This window comes from Streptococcus sp. FSL W8-0197 (genome assembly GCF_037963785.1).
GTDB lineage: Bacteria > Bacillota > Bacilli > Lactobacillales > Streptococcaceae > Streptococcus > Streptococcus oralis_CQ.
The window spans coordinates 780982-804095 of the sequence record NZ_CP150168.1; the positions used below are offsets into that span (position 1 = coordinate 780982).

Consider the following 23114-nt stretch of genomic DNA (forward strand, 5'->3'; position numbering starts at 1 on the left):
TATAATAAGAAAGTTGAGAATTGATTTTCAGTCATCTTAGTCCAGAGAAGTGGCGGTGCTGCGAGCCATCTAAGCTAGGAAATCATGCTACTCAATCAGACAATTGCATAAGAATAAGAGAATGACAAGTTCATTGAATGAAGGTGGTACCGCGGTTTTTCGCCCTTCGTGATATGAGCTTGTCTTTTGATTTTTGGAGGTGTTTATGAAGACATTTCTCGTGAAACAAAAGTTTCGTCTTGGAGGCGAACGCTTTGATATCAAAGATGACAGAGGAGTAGTGAACTATCAGGTGGAGGGCTCTTTCTTCCAAATTCCTAAGACCTTTACCATCTATGACGCCTATGGTGAGCAAGTTAGTGAGATTAGTAAAGAATTTTTCACCTTGCTTCCTCGCTTTACTATTCAGCTACGAAACGGTTCCAATTTCGTCATTCGTAAGAAGTTGACCTTCTGGCGAGATAAGTATGAGTTTGATAATCTGGGACTTCGTATCGAAGGCAATATTTGGGATTTAAATTTCAAATTGTTGGATGACCGTGATCAGCTTGTCGCCGAGATTCGGAAAGAGATTTTCCATTTGACCTCAACTTACACCGTAACCGTCTATGAAGACTCTTATGCAGACCTGGTTATTTCCCTTTGTGTCGCGATTGACTATGTGGAGATGCTGGAAAGCCAATCAAATTAAACAAGTAATAAGGAGATTTTATGAAACAACTATCTAGTGCTCAAGTTCGCCAAATGTGGCTTGATTTCTGGGCAAGCAAAGGTCACTCTGTAGAACCATCAGTCAGCTTGGTTCCAGTAAACGACCCAACTCTTTTGTGGATCAACTCTGGGGTAGCAACCCTTAAGAAATACTTTGACGGAACCATTATCCCTGAAAACCCACGTATTACCAATGCGCAAAAAGCCATCCGTACTAACGACATCGAAAACGTAGGGAAGACTGCGCGTCACCATACCATGTTTGAAATGTTGGGGAACTTCTCTATCGGGGATTACTTCCGTGACGAAGCTATCACTTGGGCTTATGAGCTTTTGACAAGCCCAGAATGGTTTGATTTTCCAGCTGATAAACTGTACATGACCTACTATCCAGACGATAAAGATTCTTACAACCGCTGGATTGAAGTAGGAGTGGATCCAAGCCACTTGATCCCAATCGAAGACAACTTCTGGGAAATCGGTGCGGGGCCTTCTGGACCTGATACAGAAATCTTCTTTGACCGTGGAGAAGCATTTGACCCAGAAAATATCGGTCTTCGCCTGCTTGCAGAGGATATCGAAAACGACCGTTACATCGAAATCTGGAACATCGTTTTGTCACAATTTAACGCTGATCCAGCTGTTCCTCGTAGCGACTACAAGGAATTGCCGCACAAGAACATTGATACGGGCGCTGGTTTGGAGCGTTTGGCGGCCGTTATCCAAGGAGCTAAGACGAACTTTGAAACAGACCTCTTCATGCCAATCATTCGTGAAGTTGAGAAATTGTCTGGTAAGGTCTACGACCAAGATGGCGACAACATGAGCTTCAAGGTCATTGCTGACCATATCCGTTCTCTTTCATTTGCCATCGGTGATGGTGCCCTTCCTGGAAATGAAGGTCGTGGTTATGTTCTTCGTCGTTTGCTTCGTCGTGCTTCTATGCACGGTCAAAAATTGGGTATCAACGAGCCTTTCCTTTACAAACTCGTTCCAACTGTTGGAAAAATCATGGAAAGCTACTACCCAGAAGTGCTTGAAAAACGTGACTTTATCGAAAAAATCGTTAAGAGCGAAGAAGAGTCATTTGCCCGTACCCTTCATTCAGGTCAACACTTTGCCCAAGGCATCGTAGCTGACTTGAAAGAAAAAGGTCAATCTGTTATCGCTGGGCAAGATGTCTTCAAACTCTACGATACATACGGATTCCCAGTTGAATTGACAGAAGAAATCGCTGAAGAAGCTGGGATGACTGTAGACCGTGAAGGTTTTGAAGCAGCCATGAAAGAGCAGCAAGAACGTGCGCGTGCGTCAGCTGTCAAAGGTGGCTCAATGGGAATGCAAAATGAAACCCTTCAAAACATTACAGTGGAAAGTGTCTTCAACTACAATGCCAGCCAATTGCCTTCTAAGTTGGTGGCTATCGTAGCGGACAATGCTGAAGTAGAAGCTGTATCTGAAGGAACTGCCTCTCTTATCTTTGCAGAGACTCCATTCTACGCTGAAATGGGTGGACAAGTAGCTGACCACGGTCAAATCTTGGATGCTAAAGGAAATGTCGTAGCGACTGTAACGGACGTGCAAAAAGCACCAAACGGACAAGCTCTTCATACTGTCGAAGTTCTTGCACCACTTGCTTTGAATCAAGAATATACCTTGGCAATCGATACTAATCGCCGTCACCGTGTCATGAAAAACCACACAGCGACTCACTTGCTCCATGCGGCTCTTCACAATATCCTTGGCCACCATGCGACACAAGCAGGATCTCTGAACGAAGTCGAATTCCTTCGCTTTGACTTTACGCACTTCCAAGCCGTAACTCCTGAAGAGTTGCGCGTCATTGAACAGCAAGTCAATGAGAAAATCTGGGAAGCAATTGCTGTAGAAACTGTTGAGACAGATATTGACACGGCTAAAGAAATGGGAGCTATGGCCCTCTTTGGTGAGAAATACGGTAAAGAAGTTCGTGTTGTGACCATCGGTGACTACTCAGTGGAACTCTGTGGTGGTACCCACGTTGGCAATACTTCTGAAATCGGTCTCTTCAAGATTGTCAAAGAAGAAGGAATCGGTTCAGGTACCCGCCGTATCTTGGCAGTAACTGGTAAGGAAGCCTTTGAAGCTTATCGTGAACAAGAAGACGCTTTGAAAGCCGTCGCAGCAACCTTGAAAGCACCTCAACTCAAGGAAGTTCCTCATAAGGTTGAAGGACTTCAAGAGCAACTTCGTCAATTGCAAAAAGAAAATGCAGAATTGAAGGAAAAAGCAGCAGCTGCAGCTGCAGGTGATGTCTTCAAGGATGTGAAGGAAGTCAACGGACACCGTTACATTGCAAGCCAAGTTTCTGTATCAGACGCAGGTGCCCTTCGTACCTTTGCGGATAACTGGAAACAAAAAGACTACTCTGATGTGCTTGTCCTAGTTGCATCTATCGGTGACAAAGTCAATGTTCTTGTAGCTAGCAAGACAAAAGATGTGCATGCAGGAAACCTTGTCAAAGAATTGGCTCCAATCGTCGATGGACGTGGTGGTGGTAAACCAGACATGGCCATGGCAGGAGGAAGCAACCAAGCGAGAATCCAAGAACTCTTGGATGCAGTAGCAGGTAAATTATAAGACATTAAAGATCTATCCCTTTGGGTAGGTCTTTTTGTGATTACAAAAAAGCCAAATCCGATTGGATCTGGCTTGTAACTGATAGGTTTATTTTGCTGCGAAGACACTGACTGAACCCGCTGCTACTGGAAATTCTCCATAACCTTCAGCATTGATTGTAACTTGTGCTGGATGATTTTCAAGGAGGTCAACAAAGGTTTGGTCAGCCCATTCTTGACCAACAAACATAGCCTTGCTGTTTTCTTGGTCATTTGAGATAAGGACAGCGATTGGGGATTGGTTTTCAGCGCCTGAACGTACCCATCCGATACAGTTGGCATCGTCAAAGTAGTCTGTTTGCTCTCCATAGGCCAAGTCTTTTCGGATGGCTAGGAGACGGTCAAGAACTTCTTTGAAATCTTCTTGGGCATACTGCCCTGAAATGCCGTAATAGTCTCCGTAAAATACACATGGAAGACCTTGGTCACGAAGAAGGATGAGCGCATAGGCTGCTGGTTTGAACCATTCTTGGACGGTTGATTCAAGTGCCTGTCCTCTTTGAGTATCATGGTTGTCCACGAAAGTGACTGCCTTATCAGGTTTAATTTCCACTAAACTATCGTTAAAAATACTACGAAGGTCATAGCTTGATCCAGCTTGACTGGCTTCAAAGAGATTTTGGTGGAGACGAACATCGACAAGGTCAAAACGTTCTTCTATTTTCTCGAGATAGTCTAGATTGGCTTCCTTGTCTGGGTTCCAAAATTCCCCAAAAACATAGAAATCTTGACCGTGTTTTTCCTTCATATCACGAATGAAATTGCCCATAAAGAAGGAGTCGATGTGCTTAACGGCATCCAAACGGAAACCAGCTACACCAGTCGTTTCCATGAACCAGTCAGCCCAGTCATAGATGTTTTGGATGACTTCAGGATGCTTAAAGTCTAGGTCGGCATACATGAGGTAGTCGTAGTTACCGTTTTCGTTATCGACCAATTCCTCATTTGCCCAACCTTTATTGTCTCCTTGGATCAGGTAAATACCAGACTTACGGCGTTTGGCATCGTAGTCTGTACCTGTGAAGTGGTACCAGTGCCAGTGGAAGTCATTGTAGGTATCTTGGCGACCATCGAAAGTAAAGTGAGTCCAGCCATTGATAGTAAAGGGCTCGCTTAGTTGAACGGTACGATCCTCAGGGTCCACTTCAATAACCTGAAAGGCTTCCATATGATCGGCAGCAGCCTTGTGATTGAGCACCACATCGGCCATAGGTTGAATTCCCTGTGCTTTTAGGGCTTGAATGGCTTGAAGATAGTCTTCTTTAAACCCATACTTGGTACGGACAGTCCCTTTTTGGTGAAATTCGCCTAGGTCAAAAAGATCGTAAACACCATAGCCGACATCTTTTTCGTTGGTTGCCTTGAAGGCAGGTGGCATCCAGACATGGCTGATACCAAGGTTTGCTAGGTGCTCTGCATCATTTGTCAGTCGCGTCCAGTGTTGGCCGTCGTGAGGCAAATACCATTCAAAGTATTGCATAAGTGTCTGATTTTGCATTGTTTTTCCTCTTGCTTATCAATGTTGTGTTTTATTCTACCATAAAGTTTAGAACTAGGCAAACGTTTGCGCAAGATTCTATACTCATTTCTGAAATTGTCTATTTTTAGCGATTAAAATCTCTCTTTCCATCACAAGGGAAAGGATGTTTTGGTGAAAAAGTAAATGGAATAAACTTATTTTAACAAAAATGACACTCAGTAAACTAAAGTACAAATGGTTAAACGGTTTCTTTTTTGAGAATTGTCACAAAATTTGCTATAATAGTAGCTATGAATAGAATTAGGGTCAGCAGACATGTTGAAAAAAAGCTAGCTAAGGGTCTGGTTCTTTTGGAAGCGAGTGATTTAACAGATATTGAACTGACGGATCAGGCAGTAGAAGTTCTTAGTCAAGACGGGAAGTTTTTAGGGAGTGCCTATCTTTCTCAACAGAATAAGGGAATCGGTTGGTTGGTCAGCAAGGAAAAGGTTCGTTTCAATCAAGCCTTTTTTGAAATCCTGTTTCGTAAGGCTAAGGAAGCTAGAAAGCCTTATTATCAAGATGACTTGACTACTGCCTTTCGCCTTTTTAACCAAGAGGGGGATGGTTTTGGTGGTCTGACTGTTGATCTCTATGGAGGTTATGCTGTTTTTTCTTGGTACAACTCCTTTGTTTACCAGATTCGTGAGCTGATCGTAAAGGCTTTTAAGGAAGTTTTTCCTGAGGTCTTGGGGGCTTATGAGAAGATTCGTTTTAAAGGTCTAGACTACGAGTCTGCCTATGTTTATGGTGAGGAAGCGCCAGACTATTTTACTGTTCTTGAGAATGGCGTGCTCTATCAAGTCTTTATGAATGATGGCTTGATGACAGGGATTTTTCTAGACCAGCATGAGGTCCGTGGGAGTCTGGTTGACGGTCTAGCCATGGGCAAATCCTTGCTCAATATGTTTTCCTATACGGCTGCCTTTTCTGTTGCTGCAGCTATGGGAGGCGCGAGTGAGACGACTTCAGTCGACTTGGCCAAACGGTCCAGAGAGCTGTCAGAAGCCCATTTTCAGGCAAATGGATTCAGCACGGACAATCATCGTTTTATCGTTATGGATGTCTTTGAGTACTTCAAGTATGCCAAGCGAAAAGGCTTGACTTATGATGTGATTGTCCTTGATCCGCCGAGTTTTGCCCGCAATAAAAAACAAACATTCTCTGTAGCTAAGGACTATCACAAGTTGATTTCCCAGAGTCTAGAGATTTTAAATCCGGGAGGCATTATCATCGCCAGTACCAATGCTGCCAATGTTTCCCGCCAGAAATTTACAGAACAAATTGATAAAGGTTTTGCAGGAAGAAGGTATCAGATCTTGAACCAATATGGACTTCCAGCAGACTTTGCCTATAATAAAAAAGATGAAAGCAGTAATTACCTCAAGGTGATTAGTATGAAGGTTAGTAGATGAAATTAATCGTTTCAGTAATGCCAAGAAGTTTGGAAGAAGCGCAAGAACTGGATGCCACTAGGTATGAAGATGCCGATATCATTGAGTGGCGTGCGGACTTTCTTACAAAGGACGCTATTTTACAGGTAGCACCCGCTATCTTTGAGAAATTTGCAGGACGCGAACTTGTCTTTACCCTTCGGACCCGCGCTGAGGGAGGAGAAATCGAACTTTCCTCAGAAGAGTATGTTCAAATCATTAAGGAAGTTACTCAACTCTATCAGCCGGATTATGTAGATTTTGAGTATTTCAGCTATAAGGACGTTTTTGAGGAAATGTTGGATTTTCCAAATCTTGTTTTGAGTTACCATAATTTCCAGGAGACACCTGAAAACATGATGGAAATTTTGTCTGAGTTGACCAGTCTCTCTCCGAAAGTGGTCAAGGTATCAGTTATGGCCCATACGGAGCAGGATGTTTTAGACCTGATGAACTACACTCGAGGATTTAAAACACTCAATCCTGAGCAAGAGTACGTGACCATTTCCATGGGGAAAATGGGCAAGGTATCTCGTATCACTTCAGATGTGACGGGTTCAAGTTGGTCATTTGCTAGTCTGGATGAAGCGAGTGCCCCAGGTCAGATTTCGCTATCAAACATGAAGAAAATCAGGGAGATTTTGGATGAAGCTTGATGGCTATACACGTTTAGCTGCAGTTGTTGCCAATCCCATCAAACACTCTATTTCACCCTTTATCCACAATAGGGCCTTTGAGGCGACAGATACCAATGGTGCCTATGTAGCTTGGGAGATTGAAGCGGGTGATTTGGCAGAAACAGTCGCCAATATTCTCCGTTACCAGATGTTTGGCATCAATCTCTCCATGCCGTACAAGGAGCAGGTGATTCCTCATCTGGATGAGTTGAGTGATGAGGCTCGTTTGATTGGGGCGGTCAACACAGTTGTTAATCAAGATGGAACGTTAATTGGATATAATACAGATGGCAAGGGATTTTTTAGGAGCTTGCCTTCTTTTACAATCTCGGATAAGAAAATGACCATTCTGGGAGCAGGTGGTGCGGCCAAATCAATCTTGGCACAAGCCATTTTGGATGGGGCCAGTCAAATTTCAGTCTTTGTGCGTTCAGTTTCCATGGAAAAAACAAGACCTTATCTAGACAAGTTGCAGGACCAAACAGGTTTTAAAGTGGATTTGTACGCTTTAGAAGATGCTTCTGACCTGCAAGAAAAGATTGCTGATTCGCACTTACTAGTCAATGCCACCAGTGTGGGCATGGATGGCCAGTCGTCCCCAGTTCCGACAAGTATAGTCTTACCTGAAGATATCTTGGTCGCAGATATCATTTACCAACCCTTTGAAACGCCCTTTTTGAAATGGGCTAGAAGTCAGGGCAATCCAGCCGTCAATGGTCTGGGAATGTTGCTCTATCAAGCTGCTGAAGCTTTTCAACTGTGGACAGGTAAAGAAATGCCGACAGAAGAAATTTGGCAGTCCTTAACAGAAAAATATAAATAGTGAAAAGGAGACCCTCCTATGAAAATCAGAATCGATATTCCGCATCATCCTTATGATATTCAGATTGAAAAAGGTTGTCTGGCTCAGGTTGGTCAATGGTTGCGAGAACTCTGGCAACCTCAAAAAGTGGTCATTGTAACCGATAACCATGTAGCTTCTCTCTATGCAGAGAAGATTAAACTCAGCCTAGAAGATGCTGGTTTTCAGGTAGCTGTTTTTGACTTTTTAGAAGGCGAAGAACGAAAAAATTTAACAACTGTTCAGAAAGTCTATGAATTTCTAGTCAAGCAGGGGTTGACTCGTAGCGATGGGATCGTGGCTCTTGGTGGTGGTGTCGTTGGGGACCTAGCTGGTTTTGTAGCCTCTACCTATATGCGGGGCATTCACTTTGTTCAGATTCCGACTAGTTTGACAGCCCAGGTTGATTCGTCTATTGGTGGAAAGACGGGTGTCAATACTCCTTTTGCTAAAAATATGGTGGGAACTTTTGCCCAACCAGATGGGGTTCTGATTGACCCGCTTGTCCTAGAAACGCTTGGAAAAAGAGAGCTGATTGAGGGGATGGGCGAGGTTATCAAGTACGGCTTGATTGAGGATCCAGAACTGTGGGCTCTCTTGATGGAGCTAGATGGTTCTGTAGAGAGCATTTTGGAACATGCAGAGACTTTGATTGAACATTCTTGTCAGGTTAAGCGCAAGATGGTAGTCGAAGATGAGTTGGATAACGGTGTTCGTCTTTACCTCAATTTTGGGCACACTATTGGTCATGCTATTGAAGCAACTGCCGGTTATGGCAAGGTCATGCATGGAGAAGCTGTGGCTATGGGCATGGTTCAGATTTCCAAGGTTGCTGAGGGAAAAGGCCTCATGCCAGAAGGAATAACCCAGTCCATTACAGAGATGTGCCAGAAATTTGGCTTGCCTGTTGATTATGAAAACTGGGATGTTGACAAACTTTATCAAGCTTTGACTCATGATAAAAAAGCGCGTGGAAACACCTTGAAATTGGTCTTAGTTCCAGAGCTTGGTTCAGCGACCATTCACCCAGTTTCTCTGGAAGAGATGAAAGACTACTTGGTAAAATAAGGAGAACGTATGAGATATTTAACTGCAGGAGAATCACACGGCCCCCGTTTGACGGCTATTATTGAAGGAATTCCAGCTGGACTTCCTTTGACAGCAGAGGATATTAATGGAGACCTTAAACGCCGTCAGGGTGGCTACGGTCGTGGTGGCCGTATGAAGATTGAGAGTGACCAGGTTGTCTTTACTTCGGGCGTTCGTCACGGGAAGACGACAGGGGCACCTATTACCATGGATGTCATCAATAAGGACCACCAAAAATGGCTGGATATCATGTCTGCTGAGGACATTGAAGACCGCCTTAAAAGCAAGAGAAAAATTACCCATCCTCGCCCAGGTCATGCCGATTTAGTTGGGGGCATTAAGTACCGTTTTGATGATTTGCGAAATTCCTTGGAGAGGTCATCTGCCCGTGAAACCACCATGCGAGTGGCTGTTGGGGCAGTAGCCAAACGACTTTTGGCTGAGCTAAATATGGAGATTGCCAACCATGTCGTGGTCTTTGGTGGCAAGGAAATCGATGTACCTGAAAATCTGACAGTGGCTGAGATTAAGGAACGAGCTGCCCAGTCTGAAGTTTCTATTGTCAACCAAGAGCGGGAACAGGAAATCAAGGACTATATTGACCAAATCAAACGTGACGGTGATACCATCGGTGGGGTTGTAGAGACAGTCGTCGGAGGCGTTCCAGTTGGCCTTGGCTCCTATGTCCAATGGGACAGAAAATTGGATGCGCGATTGGCCCAAGCAGTTGTTTCTATCAATGCCTTTAAAGGGGTGGAATTTGGTCTTGGATTTGAAGCTGGTTACCGCAAAGGCAGCCAAGTTATGGATGAAATTCTCTGGTCTAAAGAAGACGGCTATACTCGTCGTACCAATAATCTAGGTGGTTTTGAAGGTGGTATGACCAATGGGCAACCAATTGTTGTTCGTGGAGTTATGAAACCCATTCCCACTCTTTACAAACCACTTATGAGTGTGGATATCGAAACCCACGAACCTTACAAGGCAACCGTGGAGAGAAGTGATCCGACCGCTCTGCCAGCAGCTGGGGTAGTCATGGAAGCTGTTGTAGCAACGGTTCTGGCGCAAGAAATCCTTGAAAAATTTTCATCGGACAACCTAGAGGAATTAAAAGAAGCGGTAACCAAACACCGTGAGTATACAAAGAACTATTAAGGAGTTCCTATGGCAAAAACCATCTATATCGCAGGTCTCGGTTTGATTGGTGCCTCGATGGCGCTTGGTATCAAACGCGATCATCCTGATTATGAAATTCTAGGTTATAATCGCAGTCAGGCTTCTAGAGATATTGCCTTGGAGCGGGGGATGATTGACCGTGCGACGGATGATTTTGCCAGTTTTGCTCCTCTGGCAGATGTCATCATCTTGACCTTGCCAATCAAGCAGACCATTGCTTTTATTCAGGAGTTGGCAGGTTTGAACTTGAAAGAAGGCGTCATTATCTCGGATGCGGGCTCAACCAAGGCTGCCATTGTGGAAGTGGCGGAGGAATATTTGGCTGGCAAGTCAATTCGTTTTGTCGGGGCTCATCCCATGGCTGGTAGCCACAAGACAGGAGCTGCCTCTGCCGATGTTAATCTCTTTGAAAATGCCTACTATATCTTTACTCCATCTAGCTTGACCACTCCAGAAACCCTTTCAGAAATGAAGGACCTACTTTCAGGCCTCCATGCTCGTTTCATTGAAATTGATGCCAAGGAGCACGATCAAGTAACTTCACAGATTAGCCATTTTCCCCATATCTTGGCATCAGGTCTCATGGAACAAACAGCAGTTTATGCTCAAGAACATGAGATGGCAAGACGCTTTGCGGCGGGTGGATTTCGAGATATGACTCGCATTGCGGAAAGCGAGCCAGGTATGTGGACTTCTATTCTCTTGTCTAACCGTGAGACTATTCTAGAGCGAATTGCGGATTTCAAGGAACGCTTGGAAGCGATTGGTCAGGCCATCAGCAGGGGAGATGAAGAGCAAATCTGGAACTTTTTCAACCAAGCGCGTGCGCAACGTCAGGCCATGGAAATACATAAGCGTGGTGGTGTGGATAGCTCTTACGACCTCTATGTCGATGTTCCCGATGAAGAAGATGTCATCTTGCGAATTTTGGAATTGCTACGTGGGACTTCTTTGGTTAATATCCACATCAACGAAGAAAACCGTGAGGATATTCACGGTATTCTACAAATTTCCTTTAAAAATGCTCAAGATTTAGAACGAGCTGAACGCTTAATTACAGAAAATACGGACTATACAGTCGTCATCAAATAAGGAGAAAATCATGTCAAATATTTACGATAGTGCAAATGAACTTAGCCGCGGGTTACGCGAATTACCAGAATACAAGGCGGTCAAGGTAGCAAAAGATGCCATCCAAGCTGATGAACAAGCTAGCAAGATTTTTGCAGACTACCTTGCTTTCCAACAAGAAATCCAAGTCATGGCGCAAACGGGACAAATGCCAGACGCCTCTTTCCAAGAAAAGATGCAGTCTTTCAGTAAGCAAATCCAAGAGAACGCTCTTTTGTCAGATTTCTTTGCCAAACAGCAACAATTGTCCATTTACCTTTCGGACATTGAGAAAATTGTCTTTGAACCTGTTTCAGAATTATTGAAATAGTATTTTATCTGTATAAAAGCCAGAAATTTCAGGAATTTCTGGCTTTTTTGTGATAAAATAAGAAAAAGTATTGCAAGTATGAGGTCAACTATGAAACTAAAAACAAACATTCGCCACTTACATGGCAGTATCCGGGTTCCAGGTGACAAGTCTATCAGCCATCGTTCGATTATTTTTGGAAGTTTGGCTGAGGGCGAGACTAAGGTTTATGATATTCTGCGTGGAGAGGATGTGCTTTCAACCATGCAGGTTTTTCGTGATCTTGGTGTAGAAATTGAGGATAAAGATGGGGTTATCACCATTCAAGGTGTTGGCATGGATGGCTTAAAAGCGCCACAAAATGCCTTGGATATGGGGAATTCTGGCACCTCGATTCGCCTGATTTCAGGTGTCCTTGCTGGTGCAGACTTCGAAGTAGAGATGTTCGGAGACGACAGTCTTTCTAAACGTCCTATGGACCGTGTGACGATTCCATTGAAAAAAATGGGCGTCAGTATTTCAGGGCAAACTGAGCGAGACCTGCCCCCTCTTCACTTAAAAGGGACGAAAAAACTTACACCTATTCACTATGAGTTGCCAATCGCCTCTGCTCAGGTCAAGTCAGCCTTGATGTTTGCAGCCTTGCAGGCTCAGGGGGAGTCCGTTATTATCGAGAAAGAATGTACTCGTAACCACACCGAAGATATGCTACAGCAATTTGGTGGCCATTTAAGTGTGGATGGCAAAAAAATCACAGTTCAAGGACCACAAAAACTGATCGGACAAAAGGTAGTTGTTCCAGGAGATATTTCCAGTGCAGCCTTTTGGTTGGTCGCAGGTTTGATTGTTCCAAACTCTAGTGTGGTGCTGCAGAATGTGGGGATTAACGAAACTCGTACTGGTATTATTGATGTCATTCGCGCCATGGGTGGAAAACTAGAAATAACTGAAATCGATCCTGTCGCTAAATCAGCAACCTTGACTGTCGAGTCTTCAGACTTGAAAGGAACAGAGATTGGTGGAGCCTTGATTCCCCGCTTGATTGATGAATTGCCTATTATTGCCCTTTTAGCGACACAAGCGCAAGGTGAAACAGTCATTAAGGATGCTGAGGAACTCAAGGTAAAGGAAACAGACCGCATTCAGGTGGTGACAGATGCCTTAAATAGCATGGGGGCGGATATCACTCCTACAGCAGACGGGATGATTATCAAAGGAAAATCAAGACTTCATGGCGCTAGAGTCAATACGTTTGGTGACCATCGAATTGGAATGATGACAGCCATCGCAGCCCTCTTGGTTGCTGATGGAGAAGTGGAGCTTGACCGTGCAGAAGCCATCAACACTAGCTATCCTAGCTTCTTTGATGATTTGGAGAGCTTGATTCATGGCTAAGGTATTACTCGGATTTATGGGGGCAGGCAAGTCGACAATTGCTAGAGGCTTGGACCCAGACTATATCGATATGGATGCCTTAATCGAGGAACGTTTGGGCATGTCCATTGCGGATTTCTTCGCTGAAAAAGGAGAAGTGGCCTTTCGTCAAGTAGAGTCAGAAGTTCTAGCTGACTTACTAAAAACGGACCGAGTTGTGTCAACTGGCGGAGGAGTCGTCATTTCTCAGAGAAATCGTGACTTGCTCAAAACCAATCCTGAAAACATCTACCTAAAAGCAGATTTTGAAACCCTCTACCAACGTATCGCAGCTGATAAGGACAATCAGCGCCCACTGTTTCTAAATAATAGTAAGGAAGAACTGGCAGCTATTTTCAAAGAAAGACAAGCTTGGTATGAGGAAGTAGCCAGTCGGGTTTTGGATGTAACCAAGTTAAGCCCAGAGGAAATTACAGAGGAACTGAGATGAAAATTGCCTATCTAGGTCCCAAGGGATCTTTTTCGCATCATGTTGTGCAAACGGCTTTTCCACATGAGGAACTAGAGCCTTTTTCAAATATTACAGACGTTATCAAGGCTTATGAACAGGGATTGGTAGACTATTCAGTAGTACCAGTTGAAAACTCCATTGAGGGAAGTGTGCATGAAAGCTTGGATTATCTTTTTCATCAGGCTCGCATCCAAGCAGTTGCAGAAATCGTTCAGCCCATTCACCAGCAGTTGATGGCGGTTCCCGGTCAGTCAAAAATTGAGAAAATTTTTTCTCATCCTCAGGCTCTGGCTCAAGGAAAGAGATTCATCGACAAAAACTATCCAGAGGCCAAAATTGAGGTAACCGCCAGTACAGCCTATGCAGCTCGCTTTATTTCAGAACATCCAGATCAGCCTTATGCAGCTATTGCTCCTAAAAGTTCAGCTGAAGAATATGGCTTGGAATTGATTGCAGAGGATATTCAGGAAATGGAAGCCAATTTCACACGTTTTTGGGTGTTAGGGGCAGAGATACCGAAGATTCCTTTGAACTCACAAGCTGAAAAAATGAGTTTGGCCTTGACCTTACCAGACAACCTACCTGGTGCTCTTTACAAGGCACTTTCGACCTTTGCTTGGAGAGGGATTGACTTAACAAAGATTGAAAGTCGCCCCCTTAAAACAGCCTTGGGAGAATACTTTTTCATTATCGATGTAGACTATAGTGACAAAGAACTGGTTCATTTTGCCAGACAAGAACTAGAGGCCATTGGGATCCAGCACAAGATTCTGGGAACCTACCCGATTTTTACCATAACTGATATAGAAAAGGAGTGTCAATGAGCAAAGAAAATCCTTTAAGTCATCACGAGCAGTTACGTTATGACTATCTCTTCAAAAATATCCATTACCTCAACGACCGTGAACGGAGGGAGTTTGATTATCTGCAACAGAAAATGGCAGGTCCCAATTCTGAAGTTCACCATTTCCACCAAGAAGAAAAAGAAGAATCTTGGGGTAGAGATATTGATCTTCCGACTTATGGCAGTAGAAGTCGGTCTAAGAAACGTGAAAAGGTAGCTCCTCAACCTAAAGTCAAAAAGAAAAAGAGAAGAATTGGCTTCAAACGAATATTGACTTGGTTCTTGCTGTTGATTACATGTGTGGCTGCAGGGATGATTTTCATGTTTCTTCGAGGGTTCCAGTCAGCAGCCAATCCAACAAATAAGCCAGCTGACGCCAAGGCAGCTCAAGTAGAGGTCTTTAATGGTCAGGATACCAAAGATGGTGTGAATATTTTAGTCATGGGGACAGATGGCCGTATCGGTCAAAATAGTGCGGAGACCCGTACCGACACAATCATGGTACTAAATGTCAGTGGATCGGATAAGAAGATCAAGCTAGTCAGCTTTATGCGTGACAACTTAGTTTATATCGATGGGTACAGTAAGATTGTAAATGGCCAGAAACAGACGGATAACAAACTCAATGTTGCTTATGAACTTGGGGAACAAGAAGGGCAAAAAGGTGCTGAAATGGTCCGCAAGGTTCTAAAAGACAACTTTGATTTGGATATTAAGTACTATGCCCTGGTCGACTTCCAGGCCTTTGCAACAGCCATTGATACCCTCTTCCCTGACGGAGTAACGATTGATGCTCAATTCTCAACATTGAATGGTCAACCTTTGACAGAAGCCACAGTTGGAGATGACCTTCATGCAACAGAGACAGAGTCCCCAACTCAAACTATCAAAGTTGGAAAACAGCAGATGAATGGGTCCACCTTGCTGAACTATGCTCGCTTCCGTGATGATGATGAGGGAGACTATGGCCGAACCAAACGTCAGCAACAAGTCATGTCAGCAGTTCTTGAGCAAATCAAAGATCCAACCAAGCTCTTTACGGGATCAGAGGCACTTGGAAAAGTCTTTGGCATGACATCAACAAATCTACCATATAGCTTCTTGTTGACCAATGGCTTATCTGTCCTAGAAGGTGCTCAAAATGGCATTGAAAGACTCACCATCCCAGAACTTGGTGACTGGGTGGACGCTTATGATATCTATGGTGGACAAGGACTTCTAGTTGATCAAAATAAATACCAGACCAAACTCGCCCAAATGGGAATGAGATAGAATACTATAAAAAAATCAAAGTTTGAATCACCAGTGAAAAAGTGGTTTAGGCTTTGATTTTTCTTAGTATCTGATGGATTTTTAGGGCGTTTTTATGGTATAATAAAACGATATAACTCGTTATTGGACAGAAGAGGAGAGACATGAGTGATTTGAAAGCGATTCAGGCTCGTAGTCTGGAAATGGCTGAATATTTCGTCGCATTTTGTAAAGAACATGATTTGTTGTGCTATCTCTGTGGTGGAGGAGCCATTGGTGCCCTACGTAACAAAGGTTTCATTCCTTGGGATGATGACCTAGACTTTTTCATGCCACGTAAGGACTATGAAAAATTAGCAGAACTATGGCCTCGTTATGCAGATGAGCGTTATTTCTTGTCAAAGAGTAACAAAGATTTTGTAGACCGTAACCTTTTTATTACCATTCGTGACAAGGAAACTACTTGTATCAAGCCTTATCAGAAGGATTTGGATTTACCACACGGTTTGGCCTTGGATGTGTTACCATTGGATTATTATCCTAAAAATCCAGCTGAGCGTAAGAAACAGGTTCGTTGGGCCTTGATTTATTCACTCTTTTGCGCGCAAACTATCCCAGAAAAGCATGGTGTCATCATGAAATGGGGAAGTCGCATTTTACTGGGTTTAACTCCTAAATCGCTACGTTATCGCATTTGGAAAAAAGCTGAAAAAGAAATGACCAAGTATGGTCTGGCTGAGAGCGATGGAATTACGGAATTATGCTCAGGTCCCGGCTACATGCGAAACAAATACCCAATCGCATCTTTTGAAGACAATCTATTCTTGCCATTTGAAGGAACTGAGATGCCCATCCCAGTTGGCTACGATGCCTATCTCAGCACTGCTTTTGGGGACTATATGACACCGCCACCAGCAGACAAGCAAGTACCGCATCATGATGCTATTATAGCAGACATGGACAAGAGCTACACAGAGTACAAGGGAGAATATGGAGCATGATGGGAGAAAAAATAAGCGTTATCGTTCCAGTCTACAATGTAGAAGCCTATCTGGAGCGATGTGTGGAGTCGATTCTTCAACAGACTTATGCCCATTTTGAGTTAATCCTAATCAATGATGGTTCTACTGATTCCAGTGGACAGATCTGTGATCACTTAGCGTCTCAGTATGAGAATATCAAGGTTTATCATATCGAAAATGCTGGTGTTTCAAATGCTAGAAATATGGGAATTCAGCTAGCAACGGGTTCTTGGGTTACCTTTATTGATAGCGATGATTTCGTTACCCAGGATTACCTAGCTACTTTAGCAAGTGCAGCTGAAGGGTTGAATGTAGGCTTTGTAATTGCTCCTCTGCACCATATCAAAAACGGCATTGTAACAGACCTACCTTCACATTCAGAAAAAACAGAACTCTGGTCAACAGAAGAAACCATGAAGGAACTACTGATGACTACCAGAACATCATTTTTTCCAGTCGCAAAACTGTTTAAGAGAGACCTGCTTGCCGATGAAAAGTTTAATACCAATTATCACCTAGCTGAAGATGCCTTGTTTTTAACTGAATTGCTACTAAAGACAAGATGCAGTTGCGTATTTATTGACAAACCTGTTTATTATTATGATCATCGTGAGGGAAGTGCAACAACATCTGTTAATCGACATGTATTTGACACAATAGAAGTTTATAAGCAAATAATTGCTCAAGTTTCACAAGCCTTCCCTAATTTAAAATACGAATTAATAAACAGAGAATGTTGGTCGTACATCACAGTTTACGATAAAATTATCTTTACTTCACGTGAAGAGTATCAAAAGGAGAAAGCCGAGCTGAGGACTTGGATTGTTCAGCACCGACGCGAAATATGGAAAGATGCTTATTTCACCACTTTTCGCAAGGTAGCGATCCTTTCACTTGTCATTTCTCCATGGCTATATAAGAAAATTGTTGGATTAAAAAACTAATATCATGAGAAGGAGTTGAAAATGAATTTTTCAAAAATGGATGAATACTTTGAAAAATCAAAACTATGGATTGCGTATCTATTTGTTTTCATTTCGATTTTAAGTATGAGTTCACTGGTTTATAAGATAGCAAATCCCCTCTACAAGGGATTATCAGCAATTGTAGTGCTTTATATTTGCTATACCTTATTGTTTAAGTGGAAAGAAATCACAGCAGATCGTAAATTTCTATCCTTATTTGGACTATTAGCTGGAAGTCATCTGCTATCAGCTATTTTCAATCGCTCTGGACATCTGATTGGAAATGTGATTGAAATTCTCTTCATGGTAACCTATGTTTTATTATTTACCATGTTACAATCAGGGCAACTTAAAAAATTATTTGACTGGATTGCCTATACGGTTCAAATTGTATCTTTTTCTTCAGCAATTTTTGCGTTTGGTTTATTGGTAAGTAGAGTCCTTATCCTATTTAAGATTGGCGAACAATCTTATTACTATGGTGTCATGAATGGACGTCTGTGGGGGATTGTCAATCCAAATGCTAGTGCGATATTTTCATACATTAGCATTATTTTGGCTATGTATTTGATCCATAAAGGAAGTAAATATTCTGTTTATCTTAAACTGAACAATGTGATTCAATTCGTTTACTTCGCAACGATGCAAAGTCGAGGAGCCTTACTTTCTTTACTTCTCATGATTGGACTCTATAGTTTCTTTGCTACTAGAGGAAGTATCGTTAAACGATTCCTCACTTTTATAGTTGCTGGTTTGCTGATTACTGCAACTAATATTGGATTAAGCTATGTAACTTCAATCTATATCTCATCTGAAACTGCGACTGTCTTAGATTTAAACAAAGGACAATCCTATGCTGAGACAGATTCGTCTGTCACTAAGAAGAACGGTGAGCTCCATCTGATTGAAACAACACCAAGTGGTAGAACCTATATCTGGAAAAATGCCATCAAGATGGGAAGTGCCAAACCAATTTTTGGTTATGGTGTACGAAACGTTCCAGATTATTACGCAGAATATTTCAGTAAATTTGAGATTCAAAACTCCCTTATCGGTGGGAATTTTCATAACATTTTTGTGACCATATTTGTCAGTTCGGGAGTTCTAGGTTTGGTATCCTTCCTTCTTGTACTGGCTTATGTCATCAAGCGCTTTTTAACGTATTTGATTGTTTCCAAGAAAAATACTGATAAATTGATCATGATCCTATTCTTTGGTATCTTGTTTGGTCAATTATTTGAAAGTCAGATTATGTATTCAACCAACTTTATTAATATCATCTTCTGGCTAGCAATTGGCTATGGACTCGTAGTCTGCAAACGGGATGAAGGAGTTCGGTACCAAGAAGTAACAGATGTCAATGAAATTCAACAGATGGAACTTGGAATCATGGAGTATATTCATGAAGTTTGTCAGAAAATTGGAGTCAAGTATTTCTTAGCATATGGAAGTCTAATTGGTGCTGTTCGCCATCAAGGATTTATCCCTTGGGATGATGACATCGATATCTGCATGTTACGAGAAGATTATGAAAAATTGCAAGACTACCTTATCGCTAACCCTGATGAACGTTACGAGGTCATGTCTTATAAAAATAATCTCAACTATGTCTATCCCTTCATGAAAGTGCAGGATAACCATACTTACTTGCTAGAAGAAGATGTTCGCATCGATTCGAATATGGGAATCTATGTAGATATTTTCCCTGTAGATGGCTACGAGGATGACGTAGAATTTAAAAACAAGATGACGAAACTGATAAAGAAACGTCAATTGAGTTGCTACACCTTTAAAGGCATTACCAATACGAAAAGTGTACTGAATTCGCTGCTACGCTATGTGTCAGTTATTATTTTCTATTTCACCAATACGAACAAATACGTTGCCCAGATTGAAGAGCTTGCAAAATCCCGTAAAGTCTCAGATTATGAGCAAGTGGATTATCTTATCTACAAGGATATGAACAAACCAGTGTGGAGACGTGAATGGCTGGAACAAGTTACTACTGGAATATTTGAAGGTAAGGAATTTACCATTCCGAAAAATTATCATGAAATTTTGACCTCAGACTACGGAGACTATATGCAATTGCCACCGGTTGAACAAAGAGTATCTCATCATGATTTTAAATTATGGAAGATTGTTAAAAGGTCTAAATGACGGGATTGGGATTAAGAAACGTTTAAAAATATAGTCAAATTTAGGAGAAAAGAACCTATGTCTGAAAGAACTTTAACTCTTGAAGAAATAAAGCAAGTAGAATTGGATATTTTAAAGTATCTACATGATCTTTGTGAACAACATCAAATCAAATACTTTATTGATTTTGGAACCTTACTAGGAGCTGTACGCCATAAAGGATTTATCCCTTGGGATGATGATACAGATATTTCCTTGGCGCGTGATGAATTTGAAAAACTGTACAAGGTTTTACAAAATGAAAATCATCCCTACTACAAATTGATTTCATTCAGAGAAACAAAGGGATATCCATACAGTTATATGAGAGTCTATGATGTAAGGACTCGTCGAGATGCTAACCTCGTAGACCCAACGGTCGTATTGGGAACTTGCGTTGACATTTTTCCATATGATGGTGTCGTCACAGAGGAAAGTGACCGTAAAAAAATGAAGCTCTACAAATATTTCATTCGCCTTTCTTCTTTGAATTTTAAAGGGATCAAGTCTGAGAATGGTGGACTTAAAAACCTCCCTCGTTATATGGGATCAGCTATTTTCCGCTTAACTTCCCCACAGCTATGGAATCAAAAATTAGAGAGCCTTGCTTTGAAGTATAGTGTAGATCAAGCAACAGATCTTACTTGTACTATCTATGACCCTTATTATCCAAATGGTATAAAAAAAGAATGGCTCTATGATTTGATTGATATGCCTTATGAAAACATTGTGGTCAAGGTTCCGAGAAAATACCATGAAATACTTGTCTACGAATTTGGAGAAAACTATATGACTCCACCGCCTATTGAGCAACAAGTCCCAGGAGGGGATAAAAACTACTGGATTGATTAGATTAGTCAAAGTTGCTTATTGTTAAGATAAAGGAGTTTTCAAGGTGAAAAATAAATGGTTATTAAAATCAATTAGATATAGTGTTCTCGCATTCTTTCTATTATTGATTCAGTTATCGCAAGGAGTAGATGCAGATACCATCTCTGCAGGTTCGGGCAATCGTATCCATTTCATAAATACTAAAGCAAAATCTGGGAGTGACGCCATCCTTCTGGAAAGCAATGGTCACTATGCTTTGATTGATATGGGAGAAGACTATGATTTTCCTGATGGGAGTGATCCACGCTATCCAAGCCGCTGGGGAATTTCCATGAGAAATTATCAAGTATTGGAGGATCGATTGATTCGCCACTTGGATCAAATAGGTGTAAAAAAATTAGATTTTATTATAGGAACTCATGTTCATAGTGACCATATTGGTGGAGCGGACGAAATACTCAATCGATATCAAGTCGGTAAGTTTTATTTGAAAAAATATTCAGATGATCGGATTACAGCAAACTGGGGACTATGGGATAATCTTTTCAATTATGATAATGCTTTGAGAGCAGCTCAAAAACGAGGAGTTACTCTTATCCAGAATATTTCAGATGAGGATAGCCACCTAAAATTAGGTGATATGGATATCCAACTCTACAACTATAAGAATGAATATGATGCTAACGGGAATCTGAAAAAAGTTCGAGATGATAACTCCAACTCCATTGTTTCAGTAGTGACTGTGGCAGGAAAGAGAATCTATCTTGGTGGAGATTTGGATAATGCAGAAGGAGCAGAAGATAAGTTAGGTCCAGTTATCGGCAAGGTTGATATGATGAAATGGAACCACCATTATGATGCGACAATTTCAAATACGATTAATTTCCTTGAAAACTTATCACCAAAAATGATTATTCAGACAACTGGTGGAGATATTAATGTTGCTTCAACCAGAGAATACCTTCAGAAGAAAAACATTCAGGTTCTTCATGCTGCGAGCCAAACTCAAGACGCTACCGTTTTTGATATTAGCGATAAAGGATTTGCTAATGTTTCAAATACCTTCCCTGATATCCCTGTAGTTGACGAAAAATGGTATCAAGAAGATGGTTATTGGAAATATCGTTTGACTGACGGAGAAATGGCTATCGGCTGGAGAGAGATTGGCGGAGCCACTTACTTCTTTAATGGAAAAGGACAAATGCAAGCAGGTCGCTGGCTTCACCTTAACGACGACTGGGGAGAAAATGCCAAAGGGAATGATTACTATCTGAACCAAAATGGTAAAATGCAAACTGGTGGTTGGTTCAAACTAGATGACTCTTGGTATTATATCCAATCAAATGGTGCTAGACGATTTAGCGAGCTCTCTGAAATCGGAGGGAAAAAGTATCTCTTTGCAGCAGATGGGAAGATGCTAACAGGACATCAAGTCTATAATGGCAAGAAGATGTTCTTTAGCGAAAGTGGTGCACTCCAAACAGCAGGTAAGCCTTCAACTTGGCAAAAGATTGATTCAAATTGGTATTTCTATGATGAGGATGGGCTAAAGACCATCGGTAAAAAGAATATCAATGGAAGCACATACTACTTTAATCAAGAAGGTATCATGCAAACTGGCTGGGCCTTTGTTGATGGTCACTGGAACTATTTTGCAAGTTCTGGAGCTATGAAAACTGGTTGGGTCAAGGATCAGGAAACATGGTATTATCTGGATAAAGATGGCATCATGTTAACTGGTAGACAAGATATAAATGGTGTTCGTTACTATTTGAATGCTAGTGGTGCCATGCAGACTGGCTGGAAGTGGCAAGAAAATAGCTGGTACTTCTATACGAACTCAGGTGCTATGAAAACTGGTTGGTTGAAAGATAAAGAATCATGGTATTATTTGGATCCAGAAACAGGTATCATGGCTGTAGGATCTAAAGAGATTGACGGTAAGAACTATTTCTTCAGCTCAGCAGGTACTATGCAAGTTGGATGGCAGTGGTCAAATAATTCTTGGCATTACTACGCTACGTCTGGCGCACTCCAAACTGGTTGGTTGAAAGATGGTGATGCTTGGTATTATCTTGAAGGTAAGGAAGGCGTTATGTTAGTCGGCCTCCATCAAGTAGATGGTAAGCAATATTACTTTAGCAAATCTGGAGCCATGCAAACAAGCTGGAAATGGTTTGATAATCATTATCGTTACTTTGAATCAAATGGAGCTATGAAAACTGGCTGGATAAAATACAAAGGCGTCTGGTATTATCTAAATCCCGAAGATGGAATCATGTTGGTTGGCCTTCATAAAGTAAATGGTGATCATTATTACTTTGATGAATCAGGAGCTATGCAGACAGGTTGGAAACAGCTTGATGGTAATTGGTACTATTTCCAAGCTAATGGTTCTTTGTTGAAGAACGCAACAACACCTGATGGTTACAAAGTAAACGAAGAAGGTATCTGGAAACAGGCTGTTGCTGCTGTAAATAGCGAGGCAGTCAAGCCAGAACAGAAACAAGAAGCTAATTCCTCTATTGTTGAACAACCTAAACAAGATTCAAATCTAGAAGCCAACGCTTCTGAAAAGAAAGAAAACGAATAAAGAAAAAATCCCCTACTGGCAA

Annotated in this window: 19 protein-coding genes; 18 read left to right on the forward strand and 1 reads right to left on the reverse strand. The window is 41.9% G+C overall.

The window, feature by feature from the left end; genetic code table 11:
* The first annotated feature begins 205 nt into the window (after positions 1-205).
* Positions 206-691 (forward strand): LURP-one-related family protein, encoded by a 486-nt coding sequence (locus NYE79_RS03950; protein WP_000847086.1) that lies wholly within the window; start codon positions 206-208, stop codon positions 689-691.
* Positions 692-711: 20 nt separating this feature from the next.
* The gene (gene alaS, locus NYE79_RS03955) at positions 712-3330 is read left to right on the forward strand and encodes an alanine--tRNA ligase (protein WP_339293804.1); all 2619 of its coding nucleotides are present in this window, start codon (positions 712-714) and stop codon (positions 3328-3330) included.
* 87 nt (positions 3331-3417) lie between these two features.
* Here alaS and NYE79_RS03960 read toward each other — a convergent pair whose 3' ends face one another.
* Complete coding sequence (locus tag NYE79_RS03960) at positions 3418-4866, reverse strand: alpha-amylase (RefSeq protein ID WP_216728287.1); 1449 nt, start codon at positions 4864-4866, stop codon at positions 3418-3420.
* 272 nt (positions 4867-5138) lie between these two features.
* Here NYE79_RS03960 and NYE79_RS03965 point away from each other — a divergent pair, with 272 nt between their 5' ends.
* The 16 genes from NYE79_RS03965 to NYE79_RS04040 all read left to right on the forward strand — a co-directional run bounded on the left by NYE79_RS03965 (position 5139) and on the right by NYE79_RS04040 (position 23092).
* Positions 5139-6302 (forward strand): class I SAM-dependent rRNA methyltransferase, encoded by a 1164-nt coding sequence (locus tag NYE79_RS03965; RefSeq protein ID WP_216728288.1) that lies wholly within the window; start codon positions 5139-5141, stop codon positions 6300-6302.
* Positions 6299-6976: a type I 3-dehydroquinate dehydratase gene (gene aroD / locus NYE79_RS03970; protein WP_000767778.1), complete on the forward strand. Its 678-nt coding sequence runs from the start codon at positions 6299-6301 to the stop codon at positions 6974-6976. The genes NYE79_RS03965 and aroD overlap by 4 nt, the downstream gene beginning before the upstream one ends.
* Entirely contained in the window at positions 6966-7820 is an 855-nt protein-coding gene (locus NYE79_RS03975) for a shikimate dehydrogenase (protein WP_339293805.1), read from the forward strand. The genes aroD and NYE79_RS03975 overlap by 11 nt, the downstream gene beginning before the upstream one ends.
* Before the next feature lie 18 nt (positions 7821-7838).
* Complete coding sequence (aroB, locus tag NYE79_RS03980) at positions 7839-8906, forward strand: 3-dehydroquinate synthase (protein WP_339293806.1); 1068 nt, start codon at positions 7839-7841, stop codon at positions 8904-8906.
* Positions 8907-8915: 9 nt separating this feature from the next.
* A complete protein-coding gene (gene aroC, locus NYE79_RS03985) occupies positions 8916-10082 on the forward strand; it encodes a chorismate synthase (RefSeq protein WP_001269883.1) in 1167 nt (388 codons plus the stop codon).
* A gap of 9 nt (positions 10083-10091) precedes the next feature.
* Positions 10092-11195 (forward strand): prephenate dehydrogenase, encoded by a 1104-nt coding sequence (locus NYE79_RS03990; RefSeq protein WP_049490172.1) that lies wholly within the window; start codon positions 10092-10094, stop codon positions 11193-11195.
* 10 nt (positions 11196-11205) lie between these two features.
* On the forward strand, positions 11206-11544 hold the full coding sequence (locus NYE79_RS03995; protein ID WP_044020548.1) for a YlbF/YmcA family competence regulator: 339 nt from the start codon (positions 11206-11208) through the stop codon (positions 11542-11544).
* Between the two features lie 90 nt (positions 11545-11634).
* Positions 11635-12918 (forward strand): 3-phosphoshikimate 1-carboxyvinyltransferase, encoded by a 1284-nt coding sequence (gene aroA, locus NYE79_RS04000; RefSeq protein ID WP_084881742.1) that lies wholly within the window; start codon positions 11635-11637, stop codon positions 12916-12918.
* Positions 12911-13387, forward strand: a complete 477-nt coding sequence (locus NYE79_RS04005) for a shikimate kinase (RefSeq protein WP_001151357.1) — start codon at positions 12911-12913, stop codon at positions 13385-13387. The genes aroA and NYE79_RS04005 overlap by 8 nt, the downstream gene beginning before the upstream one ends.
* The gene (pheA, locus tag NYE79_RS04010; protein WP_216728290.1) at positions 13384-14232 is read left to right on the forward strand and encodes a prephenate dehydratase; all 849 of its coding nucleotides are present in this window, start codon (positions 13384-13386) and stop codon (positions 14230-14232) included. Before NYE79_RS04005 ends, pheA begins: the two co-directional genes overlap by 4 nt.
* Positions 14229-15524, forward strand: a complete 1296-nt coding sequence (locus NYE79_RS04015) for an LCP family protein (RefSeq protein ID WP_216728291.1) — start codon at positions 14229-14231, stop codon at positions 15522-15524. The genes pheA and NYE79_RS04015 overlap by 4 nt, the downstream gene beginning before the upstream one ends.
* Positions 15525-15667: 143 nt before the next feature.
* Positions 15668-16504, forward strand: coding sequence for a phosphorylcholine transferase LicD (locus tag NYE79_RS04020; protein ID WP_084939793.1), 837 nt, complete (start codon positions 15668-15670; stop codon positions 16502-16504).
* The gene (locus NYE79_RS04025; RefSeq protein WP_000971794.1) at positions 16501-17469 is read left to right on the forward strand and encodes a glycosyltransferase family 2 protein; all 969 of its coding nucleotides are present in this window, start codon (positions 16501-16503) and stop codon (positions 17467-17469) included. The genes NYE79_RS04020 and NYE79_RS04025 overlap by 4 nt, the downstream gene beginning before the upstream one ends.
* Positions 17470-17490: 21 nt before the next feature.
* A complete protein-coding gene (locus tag NYE79_RS04030) occupies positions 17491-19650 on the forward strand; it encodes a LicD family protein (protein WP_216728292.1) in 2160 nt (719 codons plus the stop codon).
* Positions 19651-19707: 57 nt separating this feature from the next.
* Positions 19708-20520 carry a LicD family protein gene (locus tag NYE79_RS04035; RefSeq protein WP_008292505.1) on the forward strand — a complete coding sequence of 271 codons (813 nt, stop codon included), beginning with the start codon at positions 19708-19710 and terminating at the stop codon, positions 20518-20520.
* Positions 20521-20563: 43 nt separating this feature from the next.
* Complete coding sequence (locus tag NYE79_RS04040) at positions 20564-23092, forward strand: MBL fold metallo-hydrolase (protein WP_070684031.1); 2529 nt, start codon at positions 20564-20566, stop codon at positions 23090-23092.
* Positions 23093-23114: the final 22 nt, after the last annotated feature.